The organism is Bosea sp. NBC_00550 (assembly GCF_026020075.1).
In the GTDB taxonomy this organism is placed as follows: domain Bacteria; phylum Pseudomonadota; class Alphaproteobacteria; order Rhizobiales; family Beijerinckiaceae; genus Allobosea.
Genome location: NZ_CP102772.1, coordinates 2,470,586 through 2,482,982, shown reverse-complemented (window position 1 = coordinate 2,482,982; position 12,397 = coordinate 2,470,586). Strand labels below are relative to the sequence as shown.

Here is a 12,397-nt window from a genome sequence, read left to right as displayed (position 1 = left end):
ATGTGATGGTCGATCTGTTAAAAAGGGCCTTTCAATCGGGGTCCCATGACGCGCCGCAGCTTGACGACGCCTTCGAGCTCGCCGCCGCTGAGCTGCATTTCATTGCCCTCGAACAAACCTATATACCGGCGTGAGCCGATATCGAACACGACCATTCGGCCGGCGAGATTGCGAAAGGTCAGCGCGTCGCGCTGAAACGGTTTTGCCGGATCGGTGTTTGCCTGCATGCGATCGGTATCGATCAGCAGGACGTGCTGCTCATCGCGCCAGGTGCCGTGCATGAAAGCCAAGGCCGGCTCCGCCGCGACCTCGCCGGTTCCGGCAAGAAGCGCAAACGCGACTGCTAGGCGACGCATGATCCCACCCCCGGTTCCGCTTAGCCGTTAAGTCTCGTGGAAGCTACAGTGTCCCGCGGTTCGCAGGCGGGCGGAGCCGATGACCCCCGACTTGACGGCAATGCTTGCCACCATGCTGGCCGTCTCCTCAAATGGGGCCTGTCGCCGCGAGGAATTCTGACACTGGGTAAACGTGCGTCACCTTGTGCATGAGTGAAGAAGCCACAAGCGTCGTCACTACGCCTTTTGACCGGCTTCCTCCTCCGGCCGGACCGCCAGCTGATCGTAATAACCATGAGCAAATCCTGTGCCGGCAGTACGGCATGGTTTGTGCTGGGCAATCTGCGAGCCTAATGCTTTGTCGACATTCCCCGTGCCGCTGGAGAAGCGTGAAATGCCGTCATCGCAGATCTGCCCCATCATCATCGCTGGAGGATCGGGCACGCGGCTCTGGCCCCTTTCGCGCGACACGATGCCCAAGCAGTTCATCTCGCTTCTCGATGACGGCCTCTCCACCTTTCAGGCCACATTGCTGCGCGTCCGCTTCGAGGGATTCTCGGCACCGATCGTCGTGACCAATCATGAGTTTCGCTTCGTGGCGGCGGAGCAGATGCAAGCCGTCGGCGTTCAAGGCGAGATCGTGCTGGAGCCCGAGAGGCGGGATTCGGCCGCTGCTGTCGCCGTGGGTGCACTGCTCGCGCAGCGCCGCGATCCCGACGCATTGGCGCTCGTGCTCGCGGCCGATCACGTCGTCGTCGATGCCGAGGGCTTCCGGGCCGATTGCGCCGTGGCGGGACAATTGTCCGCGACGGGGCTGATCATGACGTTGGGTATCGTGCCGACGTCGCCGTCCACCGCCTATGGCTATATCGAGCCGGCCGATCCGTTGCCGGCTTCCAATGCATGGCGGCTCAAGCGCTTCGTCGAGAAGCCCGATGCCGCGAAGGCGCGCGAATATGTGGAAGCCGGGCTGCTCTGGAACAGCGGCAACTTCGTCTTCCCTGCGGCGCTGATGCTCGAAGAGCTCGCCCGTTTCGCGCCGGAGGTGATCGAGGGCGCGCGGGCCGCCGTCGATGCGGCGCAGCGCGACCTTGATTTCCTGCGCTTGGATGCGGCCGCCTTCGGCACCGTCCGCAAGATCTCGATCGACTACGCGGTCATGGAAAAGACGGCGAATGCCGGTGTTCTGGCCGCCCGGTTCGACTGGTCCGACATTGGCAGTTGGGATGCCCTGCACGATGTGATGGTCAAGGACGAGCGGGGCAACATCGCGCAAGGGCCGGTCGTGGCGATGGAAACCGAAGGATCGCTGCTGCGCAGCGACGACATGCTGCTCACCACGATCGGGCTGAAGGATATGGTGGTGATCGCCACGCGCGATGCGGTGCTGGTCGCCGACAAGGCGCAGGCGGGCAAGGTCAAGACGCTGGTCGAGCAGATGAAAAAGGACGGCATCCGCGAGGCGAGCGAGCATCTGCGGGGCTACCGCCCCTGGGGATGGTATCAGCGCATCGATATCGGCGATCGCTTCCAGGTGAAGCGCATCCGGGTGAAGCCCGGCGGCAAGCTCAGCCTCCAGAAGCATTTTCACCGTTCGGAGCACTGGGTGGTCGTGCGCGGCAGTGCCGAGGTGACGGTCGACAGCCAGGTGCGCATCGTTCACGAGAACGAATCGATCTATCTGCCGATCGGATGCGTCCACAGGCTCGCCAATCCCGGTCGCATCGATCTGGATCTCATCGAGGTGCAGGTCGGCAGCTACACCGGTGAGGACGACATCGTCCGGATCGAGGACATCTATGCACGCGGTTGAGCCGTCCTCCGCGGCGTCATGACGCAGAGGAATGCGTCGGTCGCGCGGACGCATTCCTCCTCGGCATGCCCCTTCGGAAACGGGTCGCCTGGGATCAGGCTGAACTGCGGACGATCATGAACAAGCCGAGCATTGCCAGGCCTGCTCCGGCCAGGCCGAGTGTCGTGACCGGCTCCCTGTAAATGACGGCGGCCCCGACATAGACGAGGACGAAGGTCATTACTGTGAAGGGGAAGACCGTGACCAGGTTGGCCTTCGACAAGGCCCAGATCCAGATCAGCGTGCTTATGCCGTAGCAGAACAAGCCGACGATGACATTCAGGTTGACGAAATCGATCGGTGTGGAGGCGCCGCTGGCGCCGGCCTTGAAAAGCAATTGGCCGCAAGCAGCGCAGCAGACCGAGGCGATGAGCAGGGTCAGGACGAGCGGGGACATCGAATACCTTGCCTAGCGCGGTAGGGCGCGGACGCTGTCGCCACCGCCAGTCACGTCGCTGATGATGAAGTTCGGCCGGCCCTTGCCTTGGATGAACAGGCGCCCGATGTACTCGCCGATCACGCCGAGCACGATGATCTGGGCGCTTCCAAGCAGCAGCACGATGCTGATCAAGCTCGTCCAGCCTCGAATCGTGCTGTTGTCGAACCAGCTCAGGGCCACGTAGATCATCAGAATGAAGCCGGCCAGGCCGAATGCTGCACCGCAATAGGAGGCGACGCGCAGGGGCTTGATGGAAAAGCCGGTAATGGCATCCACGGCCAGACGCAGCATCTTCTTGAGCGGGTATTTGGTCGTCCCGGCGAAGCGCTCGCGCCGCCGATAGGGCAGGCCAACCTGCTTGAAGCCGACCCAGCTCACCATGCCGCGGATGAAGCGGTTAGACTCCGGCATGCTGTTCAGCAGCTCGACGACGCGGCGGCTCATCAGCCTGAAATCGCCGGTATCGACGGGGATATCGATGTCCGTGAGTTTCGCGAGGAAGCGGTAGAAAAGCTTGGCCGTGAGCTTCTTGGTCGCGGTTTCTCCCTCGCGCTCTTGGCGCTGCCCGTAAACGACATCGGCCCCTTCATCCATCAGCCGCATCATGTCGGTCAGCAGTTCCGGCGGGTCCTGAAGATCGGCATCGAGCACGAAGATACGGTCGCCCGTGACGATGGTCAGACCGGCGGAGAGCGCGAGCTGGTGCCCGAAATTGCGGGCGAGCCTGACGCCGACGATGTGGGGATTCTCTCGGCCGGCTGCCGAGATGATTTCCCAGGTGCGATCCTGCGATCCATCGTCGATCAGGATGATCTCATAGGCCGGAACGGCAGCGGCGATGCAGGCGGCGTCGACCCGCTTGAGGGCTTCGCCGAGACCCTCCTCCTCGTTGAAACAGGGAATGACGACTGACAGATAATCGCTGCGGGGCGACGGCGGAAGGACGGTGTGGGCAGCCGAGAATGAGTGCAGCAAACTGTTCATGGCTCGACGACAACCTGAGTTCGAGAGATGCTCCGGGACGGGCGTAGTAAAACCGGGACAGACATGTTCCGCACTGGTACGTTCCCACGATCTTGTTCTCGTCGAGAGCAACGCTTGTTCCAGCGTTGCGCGCATCGACCTCGTACGATCTCGGCGTCGTAGGGCAGGCCGCGGGACGGCAGGCCGTCCGAGCGGGGGAAGAAGCTGCTCAGCCAGAAATAGCGGTCGGACATGCCCCAGGTGAGGAGCGTCCTGACTGCCGGCTCGTCGAGCGTGACGTCGAGAAACTGCCGGAGATGATCGGATACGGCGGAATCGCGCTTGCTGGGATCGCCCGGGAGACGGGTATCGTCGACGTCGAGCTCGGTGATCGAGAGGCGCAGCCCCAGCCCCGCGACCTCCTTCAGGAAGGAGCGTCAGCTCGATTCGACGAAGCGGTTTCCGACCTTGAGATGCGCCTGAATGCCCAGGCCATGGATCGGGGCGCCTTCCTTCTTCAAGCCTTCGAGCAGCTTGAGCAGGCTCGTGCGGCGCGCGAGGATATCGGGCCAGTGATACTCGATGCCGAAATCGTTGTAGAAAAGCTGCGCGGTGCCGTCGGCCGCCTGCGCTGCCCTGAAGCAATCGGCGATGAAGCCCGGCCCGCCGGTGCGCAGGAGGACCGAATCGCGCAAGCCGTCGGCCCGTCCGCTGCGGGGGTCGATGGCCTCGTTGACGACATCCCATTCCAGGATTCGGCCGCGATAGCGTGTCATCGCCGCTTCGAGATAGGCGAGCGCCGGTGCGAAGCGGCCGGAGGCAGTCATTTCCTCGGCTGCCCATTTGGGAACGGCATTGTGCCAGGCGGCCGTATGGCCACGCAGCGCCATGCCGTTGCCGGCGGCGAAATCGACGATCGCATTCGCCGGGCCGAAATTGAGATGCCCCTTGGTAGGCTGCACGAAGCGCCACTTCATCTCGTTCTCGGGCACGACGATCACGCATTCGCGCGCGATCAAGGCCTTCAGCGCGGCGTCATCGATGCTTGGCATTCACCATCGAGCCGAAGCGGATGCCCTTGCGCGCGGCTATCTGTGCGAGGCTGTCGCCCTCCGCCGCGGCGGCCTTGAGGGGGCTGGCGGCCGCCAGCAAGCCGGCGCAGGCAGCACGCCGCGTCAGCAATGGCCCAGCCGTAGTGGATCTCCCCGAGCCGGGGAGAGGAAATGAGACCATGACCTCGCCCCCCGGATACAGGCCTCAGGCCGCGTCTTCATTGTCGATGGAGGTGGCTTCCAGCACGCCGCGCCCGATGTCGGCATAGACGAAACCCTTTTCGCGGACTTGTTCGCCGCGATAGATGTTTCGCAGATCGACCAGCACGGGGGTCTTCATCAGCGTCCTGACCCGATCGAGATCGAGCGCACGGAAAATATTCCATTCGGTGACGATGACCGTCGCGTCGGCGCCTTCGACACATTCGTAGGCGTTGCCGCAATAGGTGACGCCGCCCGGCAGGACAGCCTTGGCCGGCTCCATGCCTTCCGGATCGAAGGCGCGGATCGTCGCTCCGCCGTCCTGCAGCGCCGTGATGATGGAGATGGCGGGCGAGTCGCGCATGTCGTCGGTATTCGGCTTGAAGGTGAGGCCGAGGACCGCGACCGTCTTGCCCCGCACCGAGCCGCCGCAGGCGGTGACGACCTTGCGGCCCATGGCGCGCTTGCGCTGGTCGTTCACGGCCGCCACAGCCTCGACGATGCGCGAGGGCGTGCCGTAATCCTGAGCGGTCTTGATCAGAGCCAGCGTATCCTTCGGGAAGCAGGAACCGCCATAGCCCGGGCCGGCATGGAGGAACTTGGAGCCGATCCGGTTGTCGAGACCCATGCCGCGCGCCACGTCCTGGACGTTGGCACCGACCTGTTCGCAGAGATCCGCCATCTCGTTGATGAAGGTGACCTTGGTCGCCAGGAAGGCGTTGGCGGCGTATTTCGTCAGCTCCGCGGTGCGGCGGCTGGTGTTCAATATCGGCGCGCTGTTGAGGTAGAGCGGCCGGTAGATATCGGCCATCACGGTGCGGGCGCGCTCGTCCTCGGTGCCGATGACGATGCGGTCGGGCCGCTTGAAATCCTCGATCGCCGCACCTTCGCGCAGGAACTCCGGATTGGACACCACCGCGAACTCGGCATCCGGCCGGAGCTCGCGCACGATTCGCTCGACCTCGTCGCCGGTGCCGACGGGCACGGTCGATTTGGTGACGATCACCGTATAACTGCCGAGCGCCTGCGCGATCTCGCGGGAGGCCGCGTAGACATAGGACAGGTCGGCGAAGCCATCGCCGCGGCGAGAGGGGGTGCCGACCGCGATGAAAACCGCATCGGCGCTGCCGACCGGGCCGGCAAGGTCGGTCGTGAAGGACAATCGTCCGGCGGCGGCATTGCTGCGAACGAGATCGGCGAGGCCGGGTTCGAAGATCGGGATATCACCGCTCTTCAACGCCGCGATCTTGCTTTCCTGCTTGTCGACGCAGACCACCTCGTGGCCGAAATCAGCGAAACAGGCTCCGGACACCAGTCCGACATAACCTGATCCGACCATCACGATCTTCATCGTCAACTCCAGAAGGAAACATCTTGCGACTGCGAATAATAGCCTGCCTTTGACGCAAGTGCGAGCATGAACCGTCTTTCGCGCGAGCGGGCGCAAATTTGCGCCCGGGCATGTCGCGCCGGTTGACGTTTCTTCGCACTTGCGCACGACATTGCCGGAGATGCTTGGCGATAGCATGACGCCATAGGCTGGAATGGTGCGAAACGGGAATTCGATGTGAAGACACCTGTGTTCGTGTTCCGCTTGCGCAAGCGTTTCAGGCAAACGGGCGTCGCGCTGCCTTCTTTATTTCTGACCGTCGGAATCGTCGTTGCGTGCGCAGCTCTGATGCTGATTCTGACGAGAGAACCGAGCAGGCTCGCCGATCCGCAAGCGGGCGCCGCCGTGGCGACGGGGATGCCGGAATCCTTGGGATCGCCGCCCTTACAGGAAAAGCTCGCGGCCCGCATGGAAGCTGCGGCCGTCGAGGTCATACGGCGCAAGCACCCAGACGACCTGAGCGACCTGCCTGTCATCGAGGTTGCCGCGCCCTTGCGTTCGGTCGACGGCACAAGCTTCAAATTCAAGGAGGAGGTCATCCGCTTCGCGCGCGTCGACGGTCCTCGTGCTGGCGATGTCTGCCTGGACGGGGAGACGCGCTGGTCCTGCGGATTGCAGGCTCGTGCCGCGCTGCACAATCTGGTCGCCGGGCGCAGCTTGTTCTGCCAACCCCGCCGCGCCCTCGCGGACGGAACCATCGCCGCCGATTGCCGTATCGAGGCGAGTGCCGGCGCGCCGGGAGGCGACATCGCGCATTTGCTGGTTCTGCAGGGCTGGGCGCGGCCATTGCCGGATGGCGAAGCAAGCTTCGCGGACGAGCTCAGAGAAGCCCAAGCCAAGCGCGCCGGCCTCTGGCGGGGTGGATGGACGCTGCGTGCGCCGTGAAGCGACGCGAATTTCGAGCGAAGGGCCGCCTTCGGTTGCGCCCGCCTGCCGCGCTCAGGCCTTTTTCGGCCGCGACTCTTCGGCCGCCGCCGTCTATAACGGCGGCCTTTTCCGCAGGCTTCCAACCCGAGACCTTTCATGACTGATTCAGTGAGCCCGCTCGCCGGAAAGCGGCTGGAACCCGCCATGCTCGTCGACGTCGGGGCTCTGACCAAAGCCTATTTCGACCAGCCGGATCCGTCGCAGCGCTCGCAGCAGGTCGCCTTTGGCACTTCGGGCCATCGCGGCTCGGCCTTTTCCAAATCCTTCAACGAGGCGCATATTCTCGCCATCGCCCAGGCGATCTGCCTTTATCGCCGTGAGCAGGGCATCGACGGGCCGCTCTTCCTGGGCATCGACACCCACGCGCTCTCGCGCAATGCGTTCGAGACGGTGCTGGAGGTCTTCGCGGCGAACGGCGTGACCACGATGATCGACCAGAAGCTCGGCTTCACGCCGACGCCGGTCATCTCGCACGCGATTCTGACCTATAATCGGGGCCGGACCTCGGCGAAGGCGGACGGCGTCGTCATCTCGCCTTCTCACAACCCCCCAGCCGATGGCGGGTTGAAGTACAATCCGCCCCATGGCGGCCCGGCCGACACCGACGCCACCGGCTGGATCGAGAAGAAGGCCAACGCCTTTCTCGCCGCCAAGCTCGCCGGTATCAGCCGCATTCCCTACGACAAGGCGCTGAAGAGCGCGCATGTCCGGCGGCACGACTATATCAGCGGCTATGTCGCGGATCTCGCGGATGTCGTCGACATGGAGGCGATTGCCAAGGCCGGCGTCTCGATCGGCATCGACCCGCTCGGCGGGGCGGGGCTGGACTACTACCAGCCGATCATCGACCGCTATGGGCTGAAGGCAACCATCGTCAACACGGAGGTCGATCCGACATTCGGGTTCATGACCGCCGATTGGGACGGCAAGATCCGGATGGACTGCTCCTCGCCCTATGCGATGGCCGGCTTGATCGGCATGCGCGACCGGTTCGACGTCGCCTTCGCCAACGACACCGATGCCGACCGGCACGGCATCGTCACGCGCAGCAGCGGGCTGATGAACCCGAATCACTACCTTGCTGCCGCCAGCGCCTATCTCTTCGCCAACCGCCCCGATTGGCGGGCGGATGCCGCCATCGGCAAGACGGTGGTGTCGAGCGCGATCATCGACCGGGTCGCGGCGAAGCTGGGGCGCAGGCTGGTCGAGGTACCGGTTGGCTTCAAATGGTTCGTCGACGGGCTGATCTCGGGCGATTTCGGCTTTGCGGGCGAGGAGAGCGCGGGGGCCTCCTTCCTGCGCAAGGACGGCTCGGTCTGGACGACCGACAAGGACGGGCTGATCCTCGGCCTGCTCGCCGCCGAGATCACCGCGAAGACCGGCGATGATCCGGGCGTGCTCTATGACAAGCTGACCGGCGAGCTCGGCAAGCCATGCTACGCGCGGGTCGACGCGCCGGCGACGGCGAGCCAGAAGGCGGTGCTGAAAACCCTCTCGGCCAAGCAGATCGCGACGAAGGAACTCGCCGGCCAGCCGATCACGGCGATCCTGAGCGAGGCGCCCGGCAACGGCGCGGCGATCGGCGGGCTCAAGGTCACGAGCGCAGACGGCTGGTTCGCGGCTCGACCCTCCGGCACCGAGGAGGTCTACAAGATCTACGCGGAGAGCTTCCGCGACGAAGGCCATCTCGCCCGCATCCAGGACGAGGCGCGGCAGATCGTCGACGCGGCTTTCGCTGCGGCCTGATGGCCGCCGATCCGGCGATGGAAGCGTGCGGTCTTGTCGTCGCCCGGAGCGTCGGCGGCCGCCGCGGATCATACTTCGGATTTCAGCGAAGCTGACCAATCCGGCGGAATATATCAGGCCGTGGCACGCTCTTGCGCGCCATGGTCACTCCAATTTGTCGGGCTGCCGCCAGCGATACACTCTAAGCGGAGCAGGCGACGCCTCCTCAACAGTCGATGGCAGGCGCCCGGTCGGCGAGCTCAAGAAATATTGCAACGCAAAATAACCACGCGGTGGCTATCGCAGTTATCATTATTTCCTCCCATATTTTTTTGGTTCTAAACCATAACTCAAAGCTCAATTCGATCAACACACTCAGGCTCCGGTTTATTCCGAAAAGTGTCCAAGCGATTTTGGACCAGTGTGTGGTCTGGCCGAATGGCGACTTCTCTGGTGTACCTCCCAAGATTCCGATGTGTGACATGAACAATCACATGACATTGATCGGATGTTAGCTGGCCCTCTCCAAGATCAGATTCGCAATGGCATCGGCGCCAGAGCCCGGGCGGAATTCGGCGCGAGATCTCATCCCGCATGATCGTTTGCGCCAGAGCGGGAAGAGGCGGATTTGGGCCAGGCAGCCGGGTGGGTGCCCGCGAGCGGGAACGGCCGAATCGGCGTCGAAGAACGGCCTTCGCTTGAAGGCCTACGCTCTCAGGGAAAATGGTAGTGAAGGAAGATGGTAGCGGGAGAGGGACTCGGAATCGTCTCAGAAATATCTGATATTAAATGGTATTTAATTTCTATATTTCCTCGTAGGCCAACATAAAGGCCAACTTTTCTGTCGACTGCCTACGCATTTCAGCGCTCGCACGCGAACGTCGCGGCCAAATTGTCGCACCTGAAATTTCTCCGCCGCCGAGTTGAGCGAAAGCCGCTCGACAGGGATCAGGCCATGGGCAACGACACCCACGACTGCCGCGCTCGCATCCGCGAACAGATTGAACCGCGGCATGCTGGGCGCCCGAGCAAGTGTCTCTTTGGTAGGTCAAACAGAATGTGCCAATGGTGCAGCGCACCAGCGAGGAGCGGGCGATTTGTCGTATTTGAAAGTTCCACTAATCGCGCCCGTTATGCTTGTGGCGACAGCTTTTGCCGCTCTGGCTGCCGACCCGGCCGTTCGCATCTACGCTGAGCAGCCGGCGTCCGGGTGGATCGTATCGGTCGGTGGGACGGCAAAACTCGGCCCCGAATATCCCGGTTCCAACAAATTCAGCTTCTCTGGCTCGCCGTCGTTGAGCTTTCGCCGTCCTGGCGAGACGCCTTCGTTTGGCGCGCCTGATGATGGGCTGGATTATAGGCTTTTCCAGAGCAAGACGTTCAGCTTCGGCCTTGCACGAGCATCCGCTCGCGCTAACGCAGAATTGGGAGGTCTCCGATATCTACCACGCCGAGCTGGCTTTGGAACGTCAGCGTCCGATCGGAACTCTGCTGTTGGGAGACTCCGGAGATTATGTGCTCCCCCGTGTCATAAACTGTCCGTTTGGTTCCGTCCTCGATGACCAGGCGGCGGGCTGTCGGGAAGAACGCGTACCGCATGTCGTTTTGGCTGCCCGCCGTCGCCGGGCGGCCAAACTCAGCAGGCCAGCCCAATTCGCTCACTTGCGCCAACCCGCTTGTGGCGGCCCTCGCCTCATCCATCTCAACTTCGCCGCGCCGGAGCGCATCAGCCAGATCGTGGAGAACTCCATCTAGCTTTGCCTTTGTCCCGGCATTGAACATGTCACCGACCATGCTCATCCCGCCGGCAGTCCATTGGGCCATCCCCCCAAACTCGGGATGAGAAAATTGGGCCATTGAGCCCTTGCCGCGTCTGAGCGCTGCTAGGGCAACCTCTACCGCATCTACTCCCACTCCATGCTCCCGAGCAATCTTGGCAACTAGATCGTAAGCCAGGCCCCTCTCAGAGATCTCCTCAGCGGGTCGAAGTCCGTTCCGGATCGCAGCTGGACACCCGCAAGAACCGTTTGATTTTCGGCATGCTCGGCGCCTTGGCGCCTTGGCGCCTTGGCGGCATGATGATCGGCGTCAGGCTGCCTGAGAGAGCGGCATTTAGGGCTAATTTCAGCGCCGATCCTGGATTTCGGGCAGACTCATCCCATGGCCCTGACGCGTTCATGGAAGATCAGCCGGTCGAAGTTGTAGGCGATGTTGGCCAGGGTCAGTTTTGCCTCGGCGCGAGCCAGGCCAATGGTGCGGATGAACAGGCCGAACCTGTTCTTCTGATGGGCGAAGACATGTTCGACCGCAGCCCGGATTGCCGACTTGCCGGCATTGGCGCGCGCGACATGCTGCGGCATCCGCCGTCCAGGCGGTTTGCGGCGATGGATGCGGCTGACCAGCATCTTCGCCGCCAGACTTTTCTCGTTCGTCTGTGATCGGTAGGCGCTGTCGGCCCAGACCTCGGAGGAGGTGTTCTGCGTCGTCACCAGGCGCGGCAGCATCCGCCCATCCGCATGGGCTGCCGAGGTCACCGCGCTCTCCCGAATGAAGCCGAAGCGCCGGTCGATCGCGATATGGGTTTTGTAGCCGAAGACGGGCAAGGCGATCTGCGCCAAGGGCGTGCCGTCGGGCCGATACCGGATCTTGCCGCCGATCTTGAGCGTCCAGCGCGCATCGACGTCCTTCTGCGCCGCCTTGCTGGGTTCATCGGGCCAGATCTCCCGGGCCGTCTTGCCCGCCTTGATCGCCTCCTTCTCCGCGTCCGTGTTCCGCTGCTTGGGTGCCGGCACGAGGGAGGCATCGACGATCTGGCCCGACATCGGGATGTAGCCCTTCTTCTGCAATTGCCAGTCGAAGGCCTTCATCACCCGCCGCAGCGTGCCGCTCTCGGTCAGCCTGTTGCGGAAGTGCCGGATCGTGTTCTCGTCGGGTGTCGGACCGCCAAGATCAAAGCGCAGGAAGCGCATCCAGGACAGACGGTCCCGGATCATGAACTCCATCTTCGCGTCGCTGAGATTGTGCTGCGCCTGAAGGATCAGCGCCTTGAACATCGAGACCGGGTCGAAAGCTGGACGTCCGCCCTTGGCCCCGTCCCCATAGCCAAGGCCCTCGACCAGCCAGCCCCGGAAATACTCAAAATCGATCGTCGCTTCGAGCGTCTCCAGCGGATCGCCGATCGCACTCAATCGCTCCAGATGCTCCGACAACCCGAAAAACGACCGCTGTTCCCATCGTCTCCCCCGCCTCGTGTGCCGATGAGAGATTGAATCACGAAATCAGCGAAACCGGTAGGTTCTTGCGGGTGTCCAGCTTGCGCCGCCGGCTGGTGCTCGCCGCGCTCACACCGATGCACCAGCCTCCCGGTGCGTCAAACCTTGCGCGACCGCAGCCAGAACCCAAACCCGAAGATCGACAGACAGAACCTTCGACATACAAGCTGGTCTCCGATCCGGCGGGCAGTCTGTGCGAATCCCAGATGATTCAATCAGTTCGGAATTCACTCTTAAGAAC

The 12,397-nt window shown here is 63.0% G+C and carries 11 protein-coding genes and 3 pseudogenes; 4 read left to right on the top strand and 10 right to left on the bottom strand.

Annotated features, from left to right (window positions below):
* Positions 1 to 17: 17 nt before the first annotated feature.
* Together NWE53_RS11910 and NWE53_RS11905 are read right to left on the bottom strand one after the other, a co-directional pair.
* Positions 18 to 290: a hypothetical protein gene (locus tag NWE53_RS11910; RefSeq protein WP_265054496.1), complete on the bottom strand. Its 273-nt coding sequence runs from the start codon at positions 288 to 290 to the stop codon at positions 18 to 20.
* A 282-nt stretch (positions 291 to 572) separates the two neighbouring features.
* A complete protein-coding gene (locus tag NWE53_RS11905; RefSeq protein ID WP_265055065.1) occupies positions 573 to 815 on the bottom strand; it encodes a hypothetical protein in 243 nt (80 codons plus the stop codon).
* On the opposite strand from NWE53_RS11905, the gene NWE53_RS11900 reads away from it, so the two are divergent.
* On the top strand, positions 730 to 2,148 hold the full coding sequence (locus NWE53_RS11900) for a mannose-1-phosphate guanylyltransferase/mannose-6-phosphate isomerase (RefSeq protein ID WP_265054495.1): 1,419 nt from the start codon (positions 730 to 732) through the stop codon (positions 2,146 to 2,148). The genes NWE53_RS11905 and NWE53_RS11900 overlap by 86 nt on opposite strands.
* A gap of 94 nt (positions 2,149 to 2,242) precedes the next feature.
* On the opposite strand, the gene NWE53_RS11895 is transcribed toward NWE53_RS11900, so the two are convergent.
* The 5 genes and pseudogenes from NWE53_RS11895 to NWE53_RS11875 all read right to left on the bottom strand — a co-directional run bounded on the left by NWE53_RS11895 (position 2,243) and on the right by NWE53_RS11875 (position 6,193).
* On the bottom strand, positions 2,243 to 2,584 hold the full coding sequence (locus NWE53_RS11895) for a DMT family transporter (protein ID WP_265054494.1): 342 nt from the start codon (positions 2,582 to 2,584) through the stop codon (positions 2,243 to 2,245).
* 12 nt (positions 2,585 to 2,596) lie between these two features.
* The gene (locus NWE53_RS11890; protein WP_265054493.1) at positions 2,597 to 3,610 is read right to left on the bottom strand and encodes a glycosyltransferase family 2 protein; all 1,014 of its coding nucleotides are present in this window, start codon (positions 3,608 to 3,610) and stop codon (positions 2,597 to 2,599) included.
* Positions 3,607 to 4,641, bottom strand: a pseudogene (locus NWE53_RS11885) (endo-1,4-beta-xylanase). Before NWE53_RS11885 ends, NWE53_RS11890 begins: the two are co-directional and overlap by 4 nt.
* The gene (locus tag NWE53_RS11880) at positions 4,625 to 4,771 is read right to left on the bottom strand and encodes a hypothetical protein (RefSeq protein ID WP_265054492.1); all 147 of its coding nucleotides are present in this window, start codon (positions 4,769 to 4,771) and stop codon (positions 4,625 to 4,627) included. Before NWE53_RS11880 ends, NWE53_RS11885 begins: the two are co-directional and overlap by 17 nt.
* A 75-nt stretch (positions 4,772 to 4,846) precedes the next feature.
* Positions 4,847 to 6,193 carry a UDP-glucose dehydrogenase family protein gene (locus NWE53_RS11875; RefSeq protein WP_265054491.1) on the bottom strand — a complete coding sequence of 449 codons (1,347 nt, stop codon included), beginning with the start codon at positions 6,191 to 6,193 and terminating at the stop codon, positions 4,847 to 4,849.
* 216 nt (positions 6,194 to 6,409) lie between these two features.
* Between NWE53_RS11875 and NWE53_RS11870 the strand changes: the two genes are divergently transcribed.
* The 3 genes and pseudogenes from NWE53_RS11870 to NWE53_RS30005 all read left to right on the top strand — a co-directional run.
* The gene (locus NWE53_RS11870) at positions 6,410 to 7,117 is read left to right on the top strand and encodes a thermonuclease family protein (protein ID WP_265054490.1); all 708 of its coding nucleotides are present in this window, start codon (positions 6,410 to 6,412) and stop codon (positions 7,115 to 7,117) included.
* A gap of 138 nt (positions 7,118 to 7,255) precedes the next feature.
* Positions 7,256 to 8,905 (top strand): phosphoglucomutase (alpha-D-glucose-1,6-bisphosphate-dependent), encoded by a 1,650-nt coding sequence (gene pgm / locus NWE53_RS11865; protein ID WP_265054489.1) that lies wholly within the window; start codon positions 7,256 to 7,258, stop codon positions 8,903 to 8,905.
* 992 nt (positions 8,906 to 9,897) lie between these two features.
* Positions 9,898 to 10,263 (top strand): annotated as a pseudogene (locus NWE53_RS30005) (hypothetical protein); the annotation flags it as partial.
* 34 nt (positions 10,264 to 10,297) lie between these two features.
* Here the strand turns inward: NWE53_RS30005 and NWE53_RS11860 are convergent.
* The 3 genes and pseudogenes from NWE53_RS11860 to NWE53_RS30000 form a co-directional block, all read right to left on the bottom strand.
* On the bottom strand, positions 10,298 to 10,741 hold the full coding sequence (locus NWE53_RS11860) for a hypothetical protein (protein WP_265054488.1): 444 nt from the start codon (positions 10,739 to 10,741) through the stop codon (positions 10,298 to 10,300).
* Positions 10,742 to 11,037: 296 nt separating this feature from the next.
* A complete protein-coding gene (locus NWE53_RS11855; protein WP_265054889.1) occupies positions 11,038 to 12,150 on the bottom strand; it encodes an IS5 family transposase in 1,113 nt (370 codons plus the stop codon).
* A gap of 49 nt (positions 12,151 to 12,199) precedes the next feature.
* A pseudogene (locus tag NWE53_RS30000) lies at positions 12,200 to 12,318 on the bottom strand (IS630 family transposase); the annotation flags it as partial.
* Positions 12,319 to 12,397: the final 79 nt, after the last annotated feature.

What these genes read in the sequence shown, in the direction of transcription:
- NWE53_RS11895 (WP_265054494.1), bottom strand. Translation starts at nt 2,584, where the DNA reads ATGTCCCCGCTCGTCCTGACCCTGCTCATCGCCTCGGTCTGCTGCGCT.
- NWE53_RS11875 (WP_265054491.1), bottom strand. Translation starts at nt 6,193, where the DNA reads ATGAAGATCGTGATGGTCGGATCAGGTTATGTCGGACTGGTGTCCGGA.
- pgm (WP_265054489.1), top strand. Translation starts at nt 7,256, where the DNA reads ATGACTGATTCAGTGAGCCCGCTCGCCGGAAAGCGGCTGGAACCCGCC.
- NWE53_RS11900 (WP_265054495.1), top strand. Translation starts at nt 730, where the DNA reads ATGCCGTCATCGCAGATCTGCCCCATCATCATCGCTGGAGGATCGGGC.
- NWE53_RS11860 (WP_265054488.1), bottom strand. Translation starts at nt 10,741, where the DNA reads ATGGCCCAATTTTCTCATCCCGAGTTTGGGGGGATGGCCCAATGGACT.
- NWE53_RS11890 (WP_265054493.1), bottom strand. Translation starts at nt 3,610, where the DNA reads ATGAACAGTTTGCTGCACTCATTCTCGGCTGCCCACACCGTCCTTCCG.